Genomic DNA, 20371 nt, shown 5'->3' with positions numbered 1-20371 from the left:
CGCGGATCAGCGGGCGTGACGGCCGGCATGGGATGCCGGTGCGGGCTCATGGCGTTTCGCGGGCAGCACGCTGCCCCGCGGATCGGAGGTGGACGTCACGGCGCCGCGTTCAGCCCATGCCTCAAGCTCATTGACGGAATAGACGACGCGCCCGCCAAGCTTGCGATAGGCCGGCCCGGTGCCGTAGGTCCGGTGCTTTTCGAGGGTACGGGCCGAGAGACTGAGGAATTCGGCGGCTTCCTTGGTGCGGAGGAAGCGCGGCGGCAGGGTCGCGAGATTGGCGTTCATGGTGGCCTCCGTGGCTTTCGCGGGAGCCGCTGGCGATCAGCGGCGAACGAAGGCCACGGTGGCGAAGAAGAATAGCGAGGGGGGAGTGCGAACTTGAGGGGGCCTAATTCGCACACCTTGCCCTAGTAGCGCAGGTTATGAACGACGGCGGTGGCGAAGAAGCTTGCGATAGCCACCGTCGATCATCGCGAAGCCGTCCTTGACCAGATCGAGGACAGCGTCCCGGAGCGCGGACGTTTTCCAGGGGTCGCTGGCAACGCGTTCAACGCCGAAAATCGCTTCGGCGATCTCGCGATAGTCGGCATTGTGCAAACGGCCGTCAGCGGCGCGTAGCATGTTTTTGAGACGACGGCGCTGCTGCGCCGTCATCCGGCTGTCCTGTGGAACAGACAGGCCGTGAAGGCTTCGCCAGAGTCTGATCAGAGACTGGACACGATCCAGGCTGTGGGCGTCCATCGGAATGATGGCGGCGATGGACTGCGTCGGCTCGAGACCCGCTCTCGCGACAAGATGCAGGCGACCGCTTCCGGTGAGAACCGATATATGCAGTCCTTCCTCTGAACTGCGGCTGATTTCCGAGCGAATATCCTCGAAAATGCGAGGGCTGACCTGCTCAATTTCCGGGGCGGGTCCGATATGGACTACGCTGGTGTCAGCTTCCGGCGTCCAGAAAACAGGTTGTTCGAGTGCATTCAGGCTGGGCCTGGCGGGGAAATCGGAGACCCCAGCGATAGCCGATCGCTTCGGTCTCAGGCCCAGGTTTGGAGGCCGTGCGGATGGAGTTTGCGTAGTCGCGCTGGTAATCGAGATTGCGCCGAAGGCACTCCCACGCCAGTGCATCTACATCTGCCCGATCAAGATAGTCGTATGTAGTTGATGATCGCCATTCTCTTGTATCGGGCGTCATTTAATCCTCCCCGTTCAGCGAATACGCGTACAGAGCGAATTGATTCCGGGGATTCTATTTCTTGGGAAGGCTGCAAGGCGCAACAGGCGTTGCACTTGAGACAACACGGAATCTAATGAGGCCGGCCGCGCCTGAGCTGCCGGTAGCCATGCTCGGTCATCCAGTGTGCGCGAGCCAGATGGCTGTCGTGGACGCGGCGAGCGCGGTCCGGCTCAGTCCTTGGACAGATGCCGAAAAGAACCTCGGCCGCTTCCCGCCAGTCTGCTCCATCTGCCTCTGCGTCCAGCAGACGAGCATAGAGTTTGATGTGCTGTCGGTCATATTCGGTGAGCGACAGCATGGAAGGGGCTTCGTCGAGGAAATCAATTGTGGTCATTAGTCGGCACGTGACACTCTGGGATGGCGGTTGCTATTCTTAAGCACCATTACAGCGCGACGATGACAAGCGGGAGGCGATAGAAGGGTGGGAATTACCGGACTCTGCTGCGTTCGGCTGCTTCGTGCACATCGACAAGCATAACCCCTTCGTTGCGGCCCGATCTGATGAAGGCGATTCCTTCGGCCTCAAGCGCTCTGCGGACCTGGTCGCTGGTGCTTTCATACACACGCAGTTCAGCGGCCGACTCCATGCGCTTGAGCGCCGTCAGCGAAACCTTGGCCTTGTCAGCGAGCATCTCCTGTGTCCAACCCAGTAATGCGCGCGCGGCCCGTGTTTGTCGGGAAGTGATCATGCATGATCACCTCCCACCGTGCGTCAACGTCACGCCAGAACTACGGCTATTATAGACGGAGTTGGAGTGGAAAGCGACCCAGAATCGGTGTTCCTAAAGATTTGACGTCGGGTCAGTGGCGGGGGCGATTCGGGCGGTGCTGGGTTCTCTCTCCGCAAGCCAAGGCGGGCAGGAAAGATTGTTCGAAGCTTATCGTGCTGCCGGGAGACGACTACTCATGCCAGGAACGCCAGACAATTAGGAAATCCCGGCGACTTACGCCGCCGGGCTCCCGGTATCCCGCTCAGAACGGGATGTCATCGTCGTCGATGAACTTGCCGTCGTCGTTCTGGGTCTGCTTTGCCCGGCTGAGGAAGTCCACCGTCTCGGCGATGATCTCGCAGCCGTAGCGCTCAACGCCCTGCTGATCGGTCCACTTGGTGTAGTGGATGCGGCCGCGAACCAGAACCTTCATGCCCTTCTCGCAATGCTGCTGGATCGTCTTGCCGAGGCCGTTGAAGGCGGTGATCCGGTGCCACTCGGTGTCCTGGACGCGGTAGCCGTCCTTGTCTCGGACAACCTTGCCTTCCGAGTAGCGGGGGCGCGAGGTGGCCAGCGTGAAGTGGGTGATCGAGGTGCCGCTCTGGGTGTTGCGGGTTTCGGGGTCCTGGCCGATGTTGCCGGCAAGAATGACGATGTTCTGCATTGTAAGTCTCCGTTGCTTCTCGAAGGGACCATCCCTCCGACGAGACCCGGCCAAGGCCGTCGGGAGACGCCAGCAAGTGCCGCCTTGGCGGCACCTCGCCCTTAAGGCCCGGAGTGGAGCGGGCAGCCGCGCTTGCGCGGCAACACGGTCCGGAGCCGCGGGGGTTGCGGTCGGAAACCGAACGGACTTAGGGGATCAGTCAGTCGGAGGGATTGGCGCCTCGGAAAGCTCACACCGGGGACGCACAGCAGAACCGTTCGTCCTTCCCGGCAACGAGGGCGCTACAGCCCCGATATGAAACCCGCTTCAGCAGGGTGTGCGCCGCCGGGATCGCCGTCAGCAGCCACAGCACGCCACCAGCCGGAAGGCGAGCCGAGACCAGGAAGAAATGACTATCGCGCTCCGGGGCGCATGGCGCCGTTCCCGCCCGCGGTGGCTGAAGGTGCGATCTAGGGAATTGCAGGGCCGCAGAGCAGGAAGGTTTTCACGGACGCCACGACACCGAGGGAAACGAGGCTGAGCGTGGAGGCCTTGCTACAGCAGAGAGCACCGGCCAATGACCGACTTCCACATCCGGACCAAGCATAGCGAAGACCCTGGCCGATACAGCGCCGGCAGACCATTCCTCTGAGCAGGATGCCAGGAGCCCGGCGGTGCAAGCCGGCACAGATTTTTGTGACGAGCGGCGGATCGCAATCGCCGCATCAGCGAGACAGGACGCCTGTGCCGAGTGCATTGAGATTGAGCATCGCCGCTATGCCGATGAAGAGACCGCCCGCGCCGCCGAGCAGGTTCAGCATGATCGTCGAGTCGACGAAATTCTTCGTGACGCCATGCACGAGCGCATAACCGGCGATCATCGCCGGCACAGCGAATACGGCGAGGGCGATGAGCCGCAAGGCCGGGTTCTTGGCAAAGCCTACGACGGCGATGACCAGCGCCACGGAAAGCAGCGCCGCTCCGAGGGCGGCGAGCGCCGACAGCAGGAAGCCGGCGTCCATTCCATAGACATATTGAAAGGCCGTCAGCCCGACCATGAACGGCAAGGCGTAGATGGCAAAGTTGTAGGCGATGACGCAAAGCGCGATCGTCAGGGAGATGGCAAGCAGAATGAGGGTCACGGCAGCCTCCGCATGAACGATTGAGGATCACGACAGGCTGCCGGATAATACGCTCCGCCTGCGACTATGCCAGTTCGCCGTTGCTGCAAATATTCTTCAAGAAAGCCATCAACCTCGTGTTCAGTCAAGTAGAGGCGGCTGGCAGGCCGCCGAGCGGCGGCGCTTTACGCGCCGCCGTCGAACTTCATGACCGGAATGCCGAGCTTGCGCGCCTTGTCCGCAAGGTTCTCCTGAATGCCGGTGCCGGGGAAGACCAGGACGCCGACCGGCAGGACATCGAGCATGGCGTCGTTGCGCTTGAAGGGCGCGGCCTTGGCGTGCTTCGTCCAGTCGGGCTTGAAGGCGACCTGCGGCACCTTGCGACTGTCTGCCCAGCGGGAGGCGATCAGTTCGGCGCCCTTCGGCGAGCCGCCGTGCAGGAGCACCATGTCCGCGTGCTTGGCATGGACCTGATCGAGCTTCGTCCAGATCAGGTTGTGATCGTTGAAGTCCGCACCGCCCGTCACGGCGACCCTGGGACCGGCGGGCAGCAGCACCTCGGTCTCGGCCCGGCGCTTAGCGGCAAGGAAATCGCGGCTGTCGATCATTGCCGAGGTGAGGTTGCGATGGTTGACCATCGAACCGCTGCGCGGCCGCCAGGGCGTGCCGGTGTGGTGCTCGAAGGCGTCCGCCGAGAGATCGCGGAAGAGTTCCATGCTGTTGCGCCGTTCGACCAGGGTCTGTCCCTCCGCCGTGAGGCGTTCGAGTTCGACGCTCTTGACCTCGCTGCCATCCTGTTCCCGCTGAAGGCGGCGCTGCCCCTGCTCGTTGTCGTCGAGTTCGCGTTCGACCCGGTCGGCGGCGCGATGGAAGAGATTGACCGTCGACCAGAGGAGATCGTCGAGATCGGGTTCGAGGCGGGTGTCGCCGAGCGTCGAGACGAGGGCGTCGAAGATGTCTGCGACGGCTGCGGCGACGGTGTTGCCCTCCGGCAGCGGACGCGGATCGGGTTCGTCCTGGAAGGGGCGGTAGCCATAGAGCTGGAGTTCGGTGAGGACGTGATCGGTGGGGGATGAGGTGTGGAACGGCTCGAAGCCTGCGTCATCGTCTTCGTTCATCATCGGGAGCATCCTTCGTCTGGAGACCGCGCCCATCGCGGCCTTCGCAGGCGTCGAAGCTCACAGGCGGGACGGCCTGGCAGCCCTCGTGCTCCCGCGAGGGCCTTGATGGCCAAGCCGGCTATTTTGCTTCGCGATGCAAAGGCGGGGCTTGCCCCGCCGGCGGAAAATAGCCGAAAGCGCAGCGCCATTGCCCGGCTGGCCCGTTTGTGAGCCGATCGCCCTCTCAGAAGGCCGTGGGCGCCCTCTCCGACGCGGGAAGGGTGTTCCCGATGATGAGTGGAGACGGCAGGCGGAGCCATTCAGAGCTTTGCCCCATCCCCCGCCGATCCTCTCACCCCTCCATGAACCGGCTGACGTCCACGGGATGAAGCTGATCCTTCAGGGCCGCCCGGAGGGCATCGACGCCGCGCCAGCGCAGATCCTCGTTGAAGTCCTCGCGCGCTGGCGACATCGCAACCGCTTCGATCCCGACGCTCGCAGCTCGGGCGATCAGGCTGTCTCTCGCGCCGTCCCCAGCCGGATCACGATCGCGAAGGACATAGAGCCTGCGCAGCGTCGCCGGGAACAGGATGGCGGCGAGGTGTGCGGCCGAGAGCGCCGCCAGCATCGGCATGTGCGGCAGAACCTGACGGGGCGACAGCACGGTCTCGATGCCCTCTCCGGCGACCAGCACATCGCCGGCAACGCCAAAGCGGACGCCGTGTCCGAGAAGGTCGCCCATCGCCCGCCTCGGCGTTTCGACAGGCGCCTTGCCCGAGCCGTCCGGGGCGAGCCAGGTGCGGTGCGCGCCGGTCTGTCGCCCGTCAAGGTCGGTGACGGACGCGATCATCGCCGGCCAGATCTCCGTGGGCGAACGCTCGTCGGGCCGGTAATAGCACCGGGGATGGTAGCGTAGCGCGGTGGCGCCGATGAGCGACGTGATTGCCCGCACGCTGAGGTAGGTCGCCGCGAGCGTGCCGGGGATCGGCTGCGACATGGCGAACAGCCGCCGCGACGCTTCGGGCGAACCGACGACAATGCCCAATGTCCTGCCGGTCGGTGTCCCTGTCTGTTCCGGCGCGGGATGCGGGAGACTGAGGAAACGGCGCGCTTCCTCGGCCACATCCTTGAAATCGACGAGGCCAAGCGCCTCGCGGATGATGTCGAGCAGATCGCCATGGTCGCCGGTGGCGGCGTCGGTCCATTTCCCGGCCGGACCTTTGGGGGTGTCCCTGAGCCGGACATAGAGGGAGCGGCCGGGGCTGTTCTGCGCGTCCCCGACCTGCCAGTAATTGCCTGCCCTCCGACCGGAGGACAGGTATTCGCGGCAGACCGCCTCGGCCTCGCGGCCGAGACGATGCGCCAGTTCCGAGCCGTGACGCGAAGCCATTTATGCGGCCTCCCGTTCGCCGATGCGTTCGACCGGCCAGCGGTCGAAGAGCTTGTCGATGATGGCCGGACCCTGCGCGTCGGTCGGCACGAAGAAGCGCAGCTTCCACGAGATGATCTCGTGATAGAGGCCATAGGCCGTGAGGCGCTGGCGCATCGTGTCGGTGAAGCCGGTGAGTTCGATGCGCAGCGCGCCCATGACGCGGACCCGGCGAAGCTGGAGGCCCTCGGTGAGATCGAGGATCGTCTTGCCGTCCATAAGGGCGGTGAACGCATCCTCCGGCGTGATCGAGGCGGCGCCGGTCGCAGTCGCGTGAGCAACCCAGGCGGGAGAAACGCGGCGGCCGATGATCCGCTCGCCGGCATCGGTCTGAAGCCGATAGACGCGGGTAGATTCGTTCGGCAGCCGCTTCCAGATCGGCAACAGGAGACCCGTCACCATATGCAAAGTGCTGTCGGAAAACTCCGGCACCTCGGCAATCTCGGCATTCCAGGCCAAGGCGAAGGCATCCCGCTCGGCTTCGACCCAATGGGTCTCCGGCATGGCCTTGACCGGGATGTTCTGCGCCTCCATCGGCCGGAGCAGCCGGACACGGCGCTCGATCTCGCCATCGTCCAGCATGACGCTGGTGGTCGGAACCTGCACGGCGGCGCGGCCAGACCGCTCGTTAATCAGAAGCACCGCGAGCGGATCGTCGAGGTAGCCCATCGCTTCGGCCAGCGTGACCGGATGGTTGCGCTTGCGCTCGGTGATGGTCAGCAGGCGGGTCTGGGCGCCGGAGCGCGGGTGCGTATAGATCGTCTGGCGGTCGGTGACGACAAAGCTCTCGGCCCGCAGCGTCTCCAGCCCGGCGTCATAGGTTCCCGATGCGATGGCGCCCTCGATCCGCGCGGTCAGAAGCTGCTCGAAGGCGGTGAACAGCACGCCCTGAAGCTCGATGGTCAAGGCCAGCAGCCGGTTCAGGAAGGTCGTGATGGCGGGGAGGTCATCCTTGATGCCGTTGGAGTCCATCAGCTTCAACCCGGTGGCGCTTTCAAAGCGATCGAGCGAGCATCCCTCGACCTTGCCGCGGATCAGCAGGAGATAGAGTTGGCGCAGCGCGTCGCGGGCGTAGTGCGATTCCAGATTGTCCTCCGGCCGGAACAGGCCCTGACCGCCGGTCTGGCGCTGGCCGCGCGTGATCGCGCCCAGGGTGTCGAGACGGCGGGCGATGGTCGAGAGGAAGCGCTTTTCGGCTTTGACGTTCGTGGTGATCGGCCGGAACAGGGGCGCTTGCTTCTGGTTGGTCCGGTGCGTTCGGCCAAGTCCCTGGATCGCAGTATCGGCCTTCCATCCGGCTTCGAGCAGGTAATGGACGCGCAGCCGCGTGTTTCGGGCCGACAGTTCGGCATGATAGCTGCGGCCGGTACCGCCGGCGTCGGAGAATACCAGAACCTGCTTGCCGTCGTCCATGAACGCCTGGGTTTCGGCCAGGTTGGCCGAAGCTGCGCGGTTCTCGACGACAAGGCGGTCAACAGTGACGCCCTTGCCAGCCTTGCGGATGATGCGCCGCGACCGGCCCGTCACTTCAGCCACGGTATCGGTGCCGAAATGCTGGATGAGCTGGTCCAGCGCACCGGGGACCGGCGGCAGGCTGGCGAGCTTTGCGATCAACTCGTCGCGGCGGGCGACCGCTTCGCGGCTTTCGACGGGCTGGCCGTCGCGCATGACGGGCCGCGACGACATATTGCCCTCCGAGTCGGTGAACGGCTCGTAGAGCTGCACCGGGAAGGAATGGGCAAGGTAGTCCAGGACATATTCCCTCGGGGTGATGTCCACGCGGACGTCGTTCCATTCCTCGGTCGGCAGCTCGGCCAGCCGGCGTTCCATAAGCGCCTCGCCGGTCGAGACGATCTGGATGACGGCCGAATGGCCCGCCTCCAGATCGGATGCGATGGAGCGGAGCAGCGTCGGGGTTTTCATGCTGGTCAGGAGGTGGCCGAAAAACCGCTGCTTGGCCGACTCGAAGGCCGAGCGCGCGGCGGATTTCGCCTGCCGATTCAGGGTGCCGGTGCTGCCGGTGATATTGGCCGCTTCCATCGCCGCATCCAGATTGTTGTGAATGATGGCGAAGGCCCCGGCATAGGCGTCGTAGATGCGGGTCTGTTCGGGGGTCAGCTCATGCTCGACCAACTCGTATTCGACGCCGGCGAAGGACAGCGACCGGGCGGTGTAGAGGCCGAGGGCGCGCATGTCCCGGGCCAGAACCTCCATCGCCGCGACGCCGCCGCCCTCGATAGCCTCGACGAATTCGGCCCGCGTGGCGAAGGGGAAATCCTCGCCGCCCCACAAGCCCAACCTTTGCGCATAGGCGAGGTTGTGGACCGTGGTGGCGCCGGTCGCCGAGACATAGACGATGCGGGCATCCGGCAGGGCGTGCTGGAGGCGAAGTCCGGCGCGGCCCTGCTGGCTGGCGGCGACATCGCCCCGTTCTCCCTTGCTGCCTGCGGCGTTCTGCATCGAATGCGCCTCGTCGAATATGATCACTCCATCGAAATCCTTGCCCAACCATTCGACGATCTGCTTGACGCGGGAAACCCTCTCGCCGCGGTCGTCGGAGCGTAGCGTGGCATAGGTCGTGAAAAGGATGCCCTCGGGCAGCGTCACGGGCTTGCCCTGCGGGAAGCGCGACAGCGGCGTGACCAGCAGGCGCTCCATGCCGAGCGCCGACCAGTCGCGTTGCGCGTCTTCCAGCAACTTGTCCGACTTCGAGATCCAGACGGCCTTGCGGCGGCCCTGCATCCAGTTGTCGAGGATGATGGCGGCGGATTCCCGCCCCTTGCCGACGCCGGTGCCGTCACCGACGAAGAAGCCTTGCCGGAAGCGGACGGCGTTCTTGGCGTCCTCGGCCGCCGCGCTGACCACATCGCAAGTCTCGTCCACGGTCCAGGCCCCGGCGAGATGGTCGGCATGGGCCTGGCCGGCATAGATGACGGTCTCAAGCTGCGCGTCGGACAGAAGGCCGAGGATGGTCGTCGGCAGATGCGGCCGGTAGCTGGGCTTGGGCGGCGCGACGCTCGCCATCGCCGCCGACTGGACGAGTTGGGTCGGATGGGCCTGGGCGCCGGGAATACGGATGACCTGAAGCCCGTATTCCTCATAGATGGCGTCGGTGATGTGGCCACCCTCGGCAGGCTGCCAATCGACGGTCTCATAGTCGAGCGGTGTGGCTTCCGGTTCGGTCTGGGGCGCCGGGCGAGCAGCTTTTGCCGTGCGGTTGATATAGCCGCGCACGGTGCGGGGTGCAGGCGTTGCGGCGACCGGAACGACGACAGAGGGATCGACGGGCTGCCGTGCAGGCAGGTGTGCGCAGATCCAGGTCATCAGCGTAGCGGCATCCGGTGCGACGCCGGGAGCGGTCGGGAAGACCGCCGGATCGTCGGCGGGCAGCTTGTCGATGACGGTCAGGCGCGTCGGGAAAGTCGTGCCATGCTTGGCATAGACCGCTCCTTCGATCGCTGCCGAGAAGACGACGCGGCCACGCTCCTGCAGCCGGGTAAAGGCCGGGGTCCAGGCAGGGATGTCCGGTGCGAAATTCGCGCCGGTGATCGTCACCAGCCGGCCGCCGGGCGCCAGACGCGCCAGCGCCGAGGCGACATGGCGGAAGGCGGCGTCGGCGACGCGGCTCTCGACATTCGCAAGCACCGAGAACGGCGGGTTCATCAGCACCACGGACGGGACCAGGGCGGGATCGAGGTGATCGTCGATCTGGGCCGCGTCGAAGCGTGAGACGGAGAAGGCCGGAAAGAGGGAGGAGAGAAGACCGGCGCGCATGTCGGCCAGCTCGTTGAGGACCAGCGCGCCGCCGGCGATCTCGGCGAGGATGGCGAGAAGCCCGGTCCCGGCCGAGGGTTCCAGAACCCGGTCGGCAGGCGTGATGGCGGCGGCGGTCGCGGCGGCCAGCCCCAGCGGGATCGGGGTAGAGAATTGCTGGAAGGTCTGCGCTTCCTCCGAGCGCCGCGTATGGGTCGGCAGCAGTCCGGCGATCCGCGTCAGCAGCGGCAGGCTGTCGCTCGGAGACCCGGCTTTACGGAAAAGCGCCTTTCCGTATTTGCGCAGGAAGAGAACGGTCGCCGCCTCGCAGGCGTCATAAGCGGTTTTCCAGTCCCAGGCGCCGGCGGTATCGGACGCGCCAAAGGCGGTTTCCATCGCGCCGCGCAGCGTGGCCGCGTCGATACGCTGGCCGCGCTCGAGATGGGGCAGGAGAAGGCCCGCTGCCGAAAAGACGGACGTGGCGGTATCGCTGTAGGAGGCAAGCGGAAGCGGCCCGGCGACCGATGCTGCCGCGGATGCGGAAATCATGTTCATGGGGAAGACCTCGGGAGAGCAGGACAGGATCGAGCCGCGCAGCGCTCTCTCTCGACCGCACAGGCTCAAACCCGTCTCGGCCTCCCTCTGCCTCTCGAAAGGTGGGCCGTGCCTGGCATGAAAAAAGCGCCCTGCCGAATGGCAGGACGCTTGCCGGGTTCAGCCGAAGCGGCGGCCGGTTGCCGTAAAGGTGTATTCGTTGGTGGCGATGACCTCATCGACGGCTTCGTCCGAGGTGAGATACTCGTATTCGCGTTCGAGCTGCCGATAGAGCCAGCAGGCCAGGTCGCGCAGCGCCTCGATCACGGTATCTTCGGCATCGGCCGTCATGTCCTGATAGTTCGGGCTGTCGCGTTCGACCGAGATCGCCATGCTATTCTCGTGATAATAGTGGCCGCGATGGCTGGCCTCGGCGTGAAGCTGGTAGAAGTTGCGCCGCTGGATCGACTGAAGCGCATCGGCGATGCGGTGCAGCTCAGTATCCTGCGGCGCGTGTTGCCTGATCCGGCGCGGGGCCTCCTTCCGGTAGGAATAGAAGGTCTCGAAGCAGGCGCCGTCGCCCTGGCTCCAGAAGCCCCGGAACCAGATGCAGGGCTTCTGCCGGGAGCCGCCGCCGTAGAGCCGCACGCTGCGGGTCTTGAGCCGCAGGCCGAGGATTTCCGCGATCTGCTGGAAATCCTCGTAAACGGTATCATACCAGTCGTAATCGAACCCGTCTTCACGATACCAGGCGCGGGCCTTGTCTCTTGCGTCGTCGGAAAGCTCATTGAGCCGATAGACGGTGGTTTCGATGATCTCAGGCATCGGCATTGCCTCCGCCCAGCACATTGGCGAGCCAGCCGTCGGTATAGATCCAGGCGACCGTCTCGCCGGTGGCGAGGTCTATGACATGAGCGCCGCCGCCGAAACCGTCGAGGCGGGGCCGTGAGCAGATATTGGCGTATTGGAAGCCCCAACGACCTGTCAGGCGGAACTCAGCCGCGCAGATCGTGACGAACTGGATCATGCGCGCGGGATCGCCGGTCTCGTCATGGCGCATCCAAAGCTCGGTTCCCCCATATTGGGGTTCGATGGAGAGACGAAAGCCCTCGGAGGGAGGCTCCTCTGAGGCACCTTCCTCGGAGAGCTTGTTGTAGAGGTCGAGCGCGCGGGCGGCGTTTTCGGGTGTGCCGACGTTAAGCAGGCACGAGAAATGCGTGAGGTAATTGGCCATGTCAGGCTCCTGAAACGAGAAAGCCCGGCGCGAGGCCGGGGAAGGTGGGGAATGAAGACGCCGGAAGCGTCAGAGGCGGAATTGCATCACGCGCCGCTGGGCATCGGCATGGTGGCCGAGCATGTCGCGGTAGAAGCGCTTGCGCGCTTCCAGGCTGGCCGGATTGCGCAGAGCGGATCGCGCGAGCTTCAGGCGTGCGGCGCGGATGACGGCGCGGTTGCCGTCCCAGACGGTGATGCCGAGGCGCAGATAGGTCGCATACATCGCCGCCACCTATACGTTGATGCGTTCGCACAGGGCGTCGATCCGGATCGGATCAGGGCCGATATGCGCGCCGTCATTGGTGACGATGTTCCTGAGCGCGGGGTCGATGTCTCCGCGCGCAAGGGCGAGCTGTAGTAGGCGCAGCCCCGCCAGTATGGCGTCGCGCTCCTGGGCGGTGACGCCGATGGTCAGGAACGCCTCGACGGCTTCTCCGTCGTCGAGCGGGCGAACGCCACTATGCTCGTCGATCTCATAGTCGTCGAACTCCTGCACATAGCCGGTGGCGAGCCACGCGCCTTCGTAATGGGCGCTCCGGGCGAAATTTCGCGCCTGTTCGGGCGTGTCGGCCTCAAGGATGGTTTCGTAATAGACGAAGGCATCGTGGCCTTTGCTGACGACGAATTTCGGCATGGGAAAACTCCATAGGTGAGCGCCCGGCGAAGCGAAGCGCCGGGTCGGATGGGTGGAAATCGGGGATGGATTTAGGCGGCCTGCGGCAGCCGGAGCAGATCAGCGGCGGCCTCGCGCCAGAAGGGATCGACCAGGCATGCTTCGAGCAGGCTGGCCTGGTGGCGATGATTGCGGGCCGTGTTGTGATCGCCCCGGCTGGAGGCGGCGAAGGCGATCCCGCGCAGGCGGCTGGCCTCGGTCACGATCCGGCGGGCCTCGCTGTCACTGGCGACGGGCTGTTGCCAGAGGATGATCCCGGCCCGGATCTCGCCGGCAAGGACCAAGCCCTGATCGTTATCCTGGATGACGACGAGGCGCGGATGAAAGCGCAGCGTCTCATCCGCTCCCACGCCAATGCCGCCGCGCCTGACCGAAAGGGCCGCGAAGCTGGTGGCGTCCTCCAGCGAGGGGCGGTCGCCGAGAGCGACGTTTCGGTCGAAGCTGTCGGCATCGTCGGCGCCGACATAGCTGGCCGTGCCGATGCAGATGACGCGCAGCGGCAGCTTCGCGGCAAGGCGCAGCCGGGGCAGGATCTGGCGCGCGAGGATTTCGCCGATCGGGGCGAAGGTGGTTTGAGGTGCAAGGGCCATCGGAGGATGCTCCATGACGGGTGCCGAGAGCCTCTCTCTCCGGCAACCAACCCGTCACGAAAAACCCGTCCGCACTCTCACTCTCCCTTGCCGGGACATGACCCGGCACCGCCGGCGATGGGCGGTAGCGCAGCGCTGAAGGCCCGGACGCGATCTTGCGCTCCGAGCCGTCGGGCTGAGGCGCTGTTGCGCCTCAGCCGAAGGGATCAAGTTCCAGCCTGACCATTTCTTCGTCGCCATCGAATTCGTCGGCGGGCATGGCGCCGTGAGTGCCGTCCCCGGCCTGGAAGACGATGATCGAAACCATCAGCGTGGTGGCGAGGCTTGCGGCGAAAGCGGTGGCATCTGCATAGGACATGGTTCCGGCTCCTGTCTTGGGAGGCGGGGGACCATCCCCCGCGCGACAGGCGCCCGAAGTGTCTGACCGGCTCTGCAATCACCCTCGGGCGTTCGGACCTTTTCCGAATCCCCGAGGGCGGCACGCGCGCGTAAGCCGACCCCTTGCGGGTTGATTGATAAGGAGACGGATCGGACCAAGGTTTGCGAATGGAAGCGGGATGGTGTCCGGCATCAGACAGCAGCCGGATCATCAATCTAAAGGGATGCCATCGCCCCGCACTTCCCGCCTAATGGTGAAGCGAAGATGTTTGAGGGTCTGAGCTGTCCGGGCACGAGCTTGGCCAGCTATGGCGTTGCATGGCGCCGAGGTCTACCGGTCGAATTGATGAGAATACTATGAGCGGCCGGTTGCGTCAGGATGGAATTCATACGCGCTCGAAGCTTTGATGCGGCCTCTTGTTGAGGTGAAACCATGAGCAGAAATGCACTTTTGCGGGCAACGATGAAGACGAACGAGAGCAGCCGATCATCCTGGCGTATGGCGATGGCGGTTATCGGAGCGGCCTTCGGGGTTTGGACGAAGTCCGACACACCGAATCAACGAAGCGATCGACGCTCATGATGAGTGGCTATGTGACGGGTAAGTCCGCCAATGTCGGTGGAGAGCGACGGCGTTATACAGTCATTGAGAAGCCTGATGGGTGGTGCGTTAGCCTGAACGGGATGACAACGGGGGCGTTTCCGAACCGGGCTGCGGCTGCAACGGTGGCGAGGAGCCTGCAACACCAGGCCGATAACCTCAATCACGTCTACGAACGGAAAATCCACTGAGAGGAGAACCGACTAGGGGTTTGCCGAGACTAGTCGAAAGCGAACCGTTGGCCGGCATTTCAAAAAGACTGATGAGATTCACAAATCACCAGAAGTTCGTCGCCGTCATGGCGGTGCTTATGTTTGTGCTTGTTGGCGGGGCTGTGTTCACAGTGGCCCGCTTGTTGGAGTGGATATGACGAGACAGCTCGTGAGCAACTTTCGGGTCGGGGAGATTCAGAAAGGTTTCGTGAAGTTTTTCAATACCGAGAAGGGTTTTGGCTTCATCGGATCGCATAGCGGCGGGCCGGATATCTTCGTGCACATGTCAGCCCTGGAAGGCTCCGAGGTCACCAAGCTGAACAAGCAGGATTTCGTGGAGTTTGAGCTGGGAAAATCAGCGGAAAGCGAGCGAATCTTTGCAACGAGGGTCAGATTGCTGCGCAAGGCGGAGCAATCTTCGGGCGGCCACTCTGGCGGGCGGCCGCTTCGAGGCGGAAGCAAGCTGGAAAAGGCTGGTCAAGGCTCTGGTGTGGTAAAGTGGTTCGACCTCGGCAAGGGCTACGGCTTCATTACACCGCAAGGCGGCGACAAGGACGTATTCGTCCACGCCAGGGTGCTGAAACGTGCTGGCCTGACGGACCTCACGAGCGGCCAAGCCGTTTCTTTCGAGCTTGAGATCGACCCAAGCCGTAACCGCCTTTCCGTTTCAAAGATCGTCAGGGTCGGCAGTCCAGAAGCTTCGGACCGGCCGGCTGGTAGATAAATGTCGGAGGTGGGAGTTCCCTGAAAATGAAAAAGGCCCGACGACGGATCGCCGGGCCTTGACGCTGAAGATGAAGACGGGGGGCGGCTTCGACCGCCCCGCCGGGATTTGGCGTCATTCCGCGGCGATCATCGATGGCGCCTCGGCTTCCGGGTCTTCGGCGGTTTCCTCGTCCTCGTCCTCTCCGGCAAGGAAGGCTGGGAGCGCCGTATCGGCCTCGCCTTCCGAGGCATCGGACGTGGTCGGCTCGTCATGGTCGATCAGGCGCAGCGGCTCCGGTAGCCAGCCACTGTCGGCCAGCAGGCGTTCGGCCTCCTTGGCCATGTCGCCCTTCTTCAGGTGGTCGATGAGCTGGGCCGCGCGTTCGCCCGCGCCTTCGCGGACGGCCGCGAGAATGCGGGGCTTGGTGACGCGGCCGAGATAGTTCTCGACCGTGGGTCGGAAGCCGACGTCCACCATGTCGAGGCCGGTGGCGCGGGCCAGTCGATCGGCCTCTGCCATACGCCGGTCGAGGCCCGACTGCGACACGCCGCTGCCGCTGTAGGGATTGGGCCGTTCATAGAGGGCGTTGATCCCATAGCTGACGCAATGCGCGAGCAGCGCCATGCGGCTGGCGTCGTCGAGCACGGCGAGCCAGTCCCACAGCGCATCCTCATCGGCTGGTAGGTCAGCCTTCCAGTCCTCATGCCGCTGGGTGACGGACTTGGCATAGACCGTCTCGGCGAGATCCTTGCCTTGTTCGCGGAAGAAGACGTGATTGACGGACGCCTGAAGGCTCGCGCCGGAGCTGCCCGTCCGCTGGAAGGTGTCGCGCACAAGCTTGTGCAGCAAGGCGGTAAACGCGACCTGGGGATTGGCGCCCACGGCATCGCGGAGCGCCAGGGTGCGGTGCGCAGTCAGCTCGGTAACGAGCCGTTCGGGCAGCGGCTTGATGACGTCTTCCTCGTCGTCATCCTCCGGTTCGGCCGACTGGCCGCCGATGGTGATGACGGCGCGCTGGACGGTGCCGGTCGCCGTGACTTCGGTACCGGTGGTTTCGGCCTCGCCGTCGGGGTCCTCGACGCCGACCGGCGTCTCGTCCTCCGGGCGCACATAGCCGCGATCGACGACGGGCTCGCCATCGCGGTCGACGCTGATGAAGACGCCGCCACGCGCGATGTCGGCCGGATCGTAGATGACCGGGCGCTTCTCGAAGGCTTCGAGCGCCGTCTCGATCTCGCCGAGACGCTGGTCGATCTCGTCCGGCAGCTCGTCGGCTTCCGAGTATTCAGCCCCGATCCGTTCGTATTCCTCACGCAGGGCTTCTCGGGCCGCGCGCTCGTCATCGTTCAGATCGACGAGGGTGAAGTCGAGCGCCCGCAGCCCCTGATCGTAGCCATAGGGCAGATCGGTATCGACGGTGATCCACTTCCAGCCCTCGGCGGCGATTTCATCGGCGAGGGTCTTGAGCTTCTCCGCGACGAGGCGGTCGAGAAGCGCGGGGTCCTGAAGCCAGCCGCCTCCATCGGTCTGGAAGAGATCGCGCAGCACGCTGCCGCCCGCCTGCTCATAGGTTTCGATGCCGATGAACAGGGCGCGCTTGTCGGTGGCCGGCACCGTGGTTTCAGTGAGCAACTGGCGGATATACCAGGGCTGGCGATTGTGGGAGGTCTGGACCGTCTCCCAGACCTGCTCCTGGCGGGCATGGTCGGGATTGACGGTAAAGGCCATCAGCTCTTCGAGCTTCATGCCGTCCTCGGCATAGATGTCGAGGAGCGTGGGCGAGACAGAGGCCAGACGCAGGCGCTGCTTCACCACCTGCGCGGTCGTGAAGAAGGCCGCAGCGATCTCCTCCTCGCTCATGCCCTTGCGGCGCATGTCGTAGAAGGCCCGGAACTGATCGAGAGGATGCAGCGGCACGCGCTGGGTGTTTTCGGCGAGGCTGTCGTCCTCGGCGAGAATCGACGTGGAGGGATCACGCACGACGCAGGGCACAGGCGCGGTCCTGGCGAGACGCTTCTGCTTCACAAGGATGGCGAGCGCCTGATAGCGGCGACCGCCGGCGGGAACTTCATACATGTCGGTCTCATCGCCCCTGGCGTCGAGGACCGGGCGGACATTGAGGCTCTGGAGGAGCGTGCCTCGGCGGGCGATGTCCTCGGCCAGTTCCTCGACCGAGACGCCGGCCTTGACGCGTCGGACATTCGATTGGCTGAGCACGAGCTTGTTGAAGGGGATGTCGCGGGAAGGCGACAGGATGATTTTCTGGGCGGCAGTAGCCATCGTGGTAGTCTCCGCGACGGGCGCCGAGAGCCTCTCTCTCGACCCGAACCCGTCACGAAAATCCCCACCTCCCTCTCACTCTGCTGGTCGGACCCTGTCGTCTGGCCAGGGGCGAGAACGGAACGGCGTGTTCAGGACTGTCTTCCTGTGCCATAGGGATTGCATCGCCTGCGGCTTGAACACCGCATCGATCGCATCAAGCGTTTGAACACTGGGTCACCGACTATGTCGGGCGGCCCACGGAATAGAATACCCATCAGCGTCGGGCTTGCCCGGCGTGGGAAATACGTGGGGCGCGGTTCCCAGTGTTCACGCGTGTTCAACCGTCCCGGCGCCAGTCGGGGCGGCGGGGAATTGTCTATGGACGCTATGATTTCTGGCTGGAGAAATCCGCCCTGGGCGGACTTGGCGCGTGTTCTGCGCCGATGGCTGAGCGCGTCGCCAGCCCGCCATGTCCGCTTTTCCGAGGCGGACCGGGCCGTCATCACCGCGCAGGGCAAGGCACTGATGCTGTTGGCGACAATGCTTCACGCACGGGGCGTGATGGATATGGAGGAGTTCGCCGGCACGCTCGCCGTGTTCAGCGTGGTTGTCGCTGAGGACAACGCGGCCGAAGGCGATATTCTCGCTGTCTGGGCAGGGTTGATGAAGGACGGTCGGTAGGCTGAGCGTCGTGGCGCAAGGCTGCAAGCTGACGAACCGGAAACGCGGAAAACCGCAGAACCGGACACCCGGAAAGCCGGAGAATCGGCTTTGCGCATCTGCGGATTTCAGGAAATCAGACCCCGCACATGCCCTCGCACTCGTTCGGCCAGAGATCGAGCTGGCCGTGGTCGGCGGTCGTCGATAGATCGGCTTGGTCCAGCGGGACGGCGGAGCGGTGCAGATAGACTTCGGCGCGGATGCCGCGGAAGCCGGTTCGGATGGCGGCATCGACCGACACGGCGTCCGTCCAGGCTTCGGGATCATGATCGCGCATCTGCCGCCAGTGATTGTCGGAGTGAAACGGACACCCCATGCAGGCGCTCTTGGGCGGCAGCGGATAATCATGCCGTTCCAGCCAGCGTAGGCAATCCTGGCGGGTAAAGCCCCGCTCGATCAGGGGCCAGCGGTTGACCTGCCACATCTCGAAAGAGGGTTTCATGCGAAGCGCCTCGTCGAGCGAAATCCCGATCCATTGCTCGGCGACCGGCGACGTGGGCGAGCGCCGCCCTGCGATGCCGAGCAGCTCGCGCACTTTCCGCCTGATCGGCACGATCTTGTAGTCTCCGGTGCATTGGCGGCGGATCATGCCGATGCTGGCCCGCTCGGTCGCCACGATGCGGGAGCCGACGACGACGAGATCGCCGTTTTCATCCTCGTCATAGACGGGAAGCTCGCTCCCGGCAGGCGTCACGGTGCGGGTGAAGGCTGGAATGGATGCCCAGCGCTCGCCCTGTGCGCCAGCGATGAGGTCGGCGCGCAGATCCCCGGCCGAGACGATATGGACGGGAAACGGCAGGACATTGGGCGACCGCAGCCAGGCGAGATGGTCATAGACGGCCTGCGGCTCCCACCCGGTGTCGGCGAAGATGGCGCAATCGGGCATGGGGCCGACTTCGCCATGCGCCGCCATCAGCGCCAGCGTGGTGGACTGGACGCCGGCGCCGAGGCTGAGGACGCGTAGGCGGATGTCGGCCGACTGCGCGGGGTCGGGGACGAAACCCGGAAAGGCGAGCGCGTTCATCACGCCGCCTCCCGCTCGTCGTCGTTCTGGTCGATGCTGCCGGCATCCGGCAGGAAGCTGAGAAGCCAGTCGGCCGCCTTGCTGGCCTGGGAGGCGGCTCGGACGATGGCGCGGTTGTCCTCGCGCAGGACGTCGAGCCAGGAGCCGATATAGTCGGCATGGCGCACGGTCGGGACGATCCCGAGCGCGGCGCAGCTATAGGCCGAGATCAATTCGGCGGTGATTTCCTCGACCGAATAGAGCTTCGAGCCGAAGGAACCTGAGAGGTTCCGGTTCAGCCGGTGCTCTGCGCCGCTCGCGTGACCGAGTTCATGCAAGGCCGTCCGGTGCCAGTTGATCGGCTCGAAATAGGCGGCCGGCGGAGGGACTTGCACGTAGTCGAGCGACGGAACGTAGAACGCTCGGTTGCCGCCAATGCGGAAATCGATGCCGGTCGCTTTGATGAGCGCCTCCACTTGGGGCTCGATCATGCCGGGCGGCGGCGGCGGCGCGGTCGCCTCAATGTCTTCGGGCAGGTCGTCGCATTGCGCCGTGTTGAACACCGTGAAGCGCTTCAGGAACGGGATCGCCTGCGCTTCCTCGCCAGCCTCGAAGGCGCGGCGCTTCTCGTCCTCCGGCGTGAAGCGGTCGGCATAGACAACGGTGGTGCCGCGCTCGCCCTTGCGGACATGGCCGCCGAGCGACAGTGCCTGGCGGAAGGTGAGCCAGCCCTGGCCGGGAAAGCCGTGCTCGATGACGGCTCCCCAGAGGATCAGGACATTGATGCCGCTGTAGCTTCGCGAAGTTGCGGCGTTGCGAGGCAGGCCAAGCGGGGCCTTGGCCGCCGACGTGCCCCAGGGCTGGACCCACGGCACGCGGCCGGCTTCCAGCTCGGCGATGATCTTGTCGGTGATTTCGTCATAGAGGTTCGCCCGGTCGGCTCCGGCACGAACGCGGCGATCGTTTCTGGACATCGCGGCTCTCCGCGACGGGTGCCGGAAGCCTCTCCTCCAGCTCTCTACCCGTCACGGCAAAACCGGTCCGCACTCTCACTCTAATAGTTCAGGCACTGCATCGTGTGGTCGGGCAGCGCCATGATCGGCGCGGTGCGATCAAGTGAAACGGCGCGTGATCAAGCAGTGCGCTCGGACTGCCAGTGGCCATCTTGGCCCTTGGCGAGCCGCCAGTTCCGCGCGGTTACGAGCGTGCCGCGGGCGGTGCGATAGTCGGGAACGGTGAGACGGATGGAATCGCCTTCGGCGCGCCATTCCGCGATGACGGTGACGCCATCGCCGAACTCGACTAGGCAGTGGGGCGCGGCCTTCCCATCATCGTCGACGGTGACGCGGCCTTTCCGAAAGGCATGGCTATGAGGAAACAGGAAATGCATTCGGGCGCTTTCTCCTTGGCGTCTTACGCCTTGA

The 20371-nt window shown here is 64.6% G+C and carries 22 protein-coding genes; 2 read left to right on the top strand and 20 right to left on the bottom strand.

The features are described 5' to 3' along the window. Nucleotides 1-6: 6 nt before the first annotated feature. The 16 genes from HJG44_RS12555 to HJG44_RS12485 all read right to left on the bottom strand — a co-directional run bounded on the left by HJG44_RS12555 (nt 7) and on the right by HJG44_RS12485 (nt 13423). Nucleotides 7-288 (bottom strand): helix-turn-helix transcriptional regulator, encoded by a 282-nt coding sequence (locus tag HJG44_RS12555; protein WP_003167739.1) that lies wholly within the window; start codon nt 286-288, stop codon nt 7-9. A gap of 135 nt (nt 289-423) precedes the next feature. Beyond that, a complete protein-coding gene (locus HJG44_RS12550) occupies nt 424-744 on the bottom strand; it encodes a DUF2285 domain-containing protein (protein ID WP_171218983.1) in 321 nt (106 codons plus the stop codon). Nucleotides 745-940: 196 nt separating this feature from the next. Further along, on the bottom strand, nt 941-1195 hold the full coding sequence (locus HJG44_RS23720; protein WP_246736195.1) for a transcriptional regulator domain-containing protein: 255 nt from the start codon (nt 1193-1195) through the stop codon (nt 941-943). A 112-nt stretch (nt 1196-1307) separates the two neighbouring features. After that, a complete protein-coding gene (locus HJG44_RS12545; protein WP_171218693.1) occupies nt 1308-1571 on the bottom strand; it encodes a DNA -binding domain-containing protein in 264 nt (87 codons plus the stop codon). Between the two features lie 94 nt (nt 1572-1665). After that, nucleotides 1666-1926, bottom strand: a complete 261-nt coding sequence (locus HJG44_RS12540; protein WP_029371814.1) for a helix-turn-helix domain-containing protein — start codon at nt 1924-1926, stop codon at nt 1666-1668. Between the two features lie 283 nt (nt 1927-2209). After that, a complete protein-coding gene (locus HJG44_RS12535; protein WP_114076039.1) occupies nt 2210-2611 on the bottom strand; it encodes a single-stranded DNA-binding protein in 402 nt (133 codons plus the stop codon). 704 nt (nt 2612-3315) lie between these two features. Next, nucleotides 3316-3732 (bottom strand): hypothetical protein, encoded by a 417-nt coding sequence (locus HJG44_RS12530; RefSeq protein ID WP_171218692.1) that lies wholly within the window; start codon nt 3730-3732, stop codon nt 3316-3318. Nucleotides 3733-3896: 164 nt separating this feature from the next. Further along, complete coding sequence (locus HJG44_RS12525) at nt 3897-4829, bottom strand: DUF2493 domain-containing protein (protein ID WP_428977700.1); 933 nt, start codon at nt 4827-4829, stop codon at nt 3897-3899. A gap of 334 nt (nt 4830-5163) precedes the next feature. Next, complete coding sequence (locus tag HJG44_RS12520) at nt 5164-6201, bottom strand: DUF7146 domain-containing protein (RefSeq protein WP_171218691.1); 1038 nt, start codon at nt 6199-6201, stop codon at nt 5164-5166. Next, a complete protein-coding gene (locus HJG44_RS12515) occupies nt 6202-10548 on the bottom strand; it encodes a strawberry notch family protein (RefSeq protein WP_171218690.1) in 4347 nt (1448 codons plus the stop codon). It lies immediately after the preceding gene. A gap of 159 nt (nt 10549-10707) precedes the next feature. Next, nucleotides 10708-11352 carry an antitoxin of toxin-antitoxin stability system gene (locus HJG44_RS12510; protein ID WP_171218689.1) on the bottom strand — a complete coding sequence of 215 codons (645 nt, stop codon included), beginning with the start codon at nt 11350-11352 and terminating at the stop codon, nt 10708-10710. Further along, nucleotides 11345-11761: a hypothetical protein gene (locus tag HJG44_RS12505; RefSeq protein ID WP_171218688.1), complete on the bottom strand. Its 417-nt coding sequence runs from the start codon at nt 11759-11761 to the stop codon at nt 11345-11347. Before HJG44_RS12505 ends, HJG44_RS12510 begins: the two co-directional genes overlap by 8 nt. Before the next feature lie 69 nt (nt 11762-11830). Then, entirely contained in the window at nt 11831-12025 is a 195-nt protein-coding gene (locus HJG44_RS12500; protein WP_171218982.1) for a hypothetical protein, read from the bottom strand. Nucleotides 12026-12034: 9 nt separating this feature from the next. Continuing rightward, entirely contained in the window at nt 12035-12436 is a 402-nt protein-coding gene (locus HJG44_RS12495) for a hypothetical protein (protein ID WP_171218687.1), read from the bottom strand. A 71-nt stretch (nt 12437-12507) separates the two neighbouring features. After that, nucleotides 12508-13065 carry a hypothetical protein gene (locus HJG44_RS12490; protein ID WP_171218686.1) on the bottom strand — a complete coding sequence of 186 codons (558 nt, stop codon included), beginning with the start codon at nt 13063-13065 and terminating at the stop codon, nt 12508-12510. Nucleotides 13066-13258: 193 nt separating this feature from the next. Continuing rightward, complete coding sequence (locus HJG44_RS12485; RefSeq protein ID WP_170984264.1) at nt 13259-13423, bottom strand: hypothetical protein; 165 nt, start codon at nt 13421-13423, stop codon at nt 13259-13261. Nucleotides 13424-14410: 987 nt separating this feature from the next. On the opposite strand from HJG44_RS12485, the gene HJG44_RS24010 reads away from it, so the two are divergent. Further along, on the top strand, nt 14411-14980 hold the full coding sequence (locus HJG44_RS24010) for a cold-shock protein (RefSeq protein WP_281411508.1): 570 nt from the start codon (nt 14411-14413) through the stop codon (nt 14978-14980). Nucleotides 14981-15094: 114 nt separating this feature from the next. Here the strand turns inward: HJG44_RS24010 and HJG44_RS12475 are convergent, their stop codons facing one another. Further along, nucleotides 15095-17242 (bottom strand): ParB/RepB/Spo0J family partition protein, encoded by a 2148-nt coding sequence (locus HJG44_RS12475; RefSeq protein ID WP_171218685.1) that lies wholly within the window; start codon nt 17240-17242, stop codon nt 15095-15097. 360 nt (nt 17243-17602) lie between these two features. On the opposite strand from HJG44_RS12475, the gene HJG44_RS12470 reads away from it, so the two are divergent. Continuing rightward, complete coding sequence (locus tag HJG44_RS12470; protein ID WP_171218684.1) at nt 17603-17905, top strand: hypothetical protein; 303 nt, start codon at nt 17603-17605, stop codon at nt 17903-17905. A 115-nt stretch (nt 17906-18020) separates the two neighbouring features. Here HJG44_RS12470 and HJG44_RS12465 read toward each other — a convergent pair whose 3' ends face one another. From HJG44_RS12465 to HJG44_RS12455, 3 genes are all read right to left on the bottom strand, one after another. Beyond that, nucleotides 18021-18968 carry a hypothetical protein gene (locus tag HJG44_RS12465; protein WP_171218683.1) on the bottom strand — a complete coding sequence of 316 codons (948 nt, stop codon included), beginning with the start codon at nt 18966-18968 and terminating at the stop codon, nt 18021-18023. Further along, nucleotides 18968-19921, bottom strand: coding sequence for an ArdC family protein (locus HJG44_RS12460; RefSeq protein WP_171218682.1), 954 nt, complete (start codon nt 19919-19921; stop codon nt 18968-18970). The genes HJG44_RS12465 and HJG44_RS12460 overlap by 1 nt, the downstream gene beginning before the upstream one ends. Nucleotides 19922-20079: 158 nt before the next feature. Then, complete coding sequence (locus HJG44_RS12455) at nt 20080-20337, bottom strand: hypothetical protein (protein ID WP_171218681.1); 258 nt, start codon at nt 20335-20337, stop codon at nt 20080-20082. Nucleotides 20338-20371: the final 34 nt, after the last annotated feature.

The organism is Enterovirga aerilata, assembly GCF_013044135.1.
GTDB classification, from domain to species: Bacteria; Pseudomonadota; Alphaproteobacteria; order Rhizobiales; family Beijerinckiaceae; genus Enterovirga; species Enterovirga aerilata.
The sequence above is the reverse complement of the archived record's forward strand: the minus strand, read 5'-3'. Positions and strand labels throughout refer to the sequence as shown.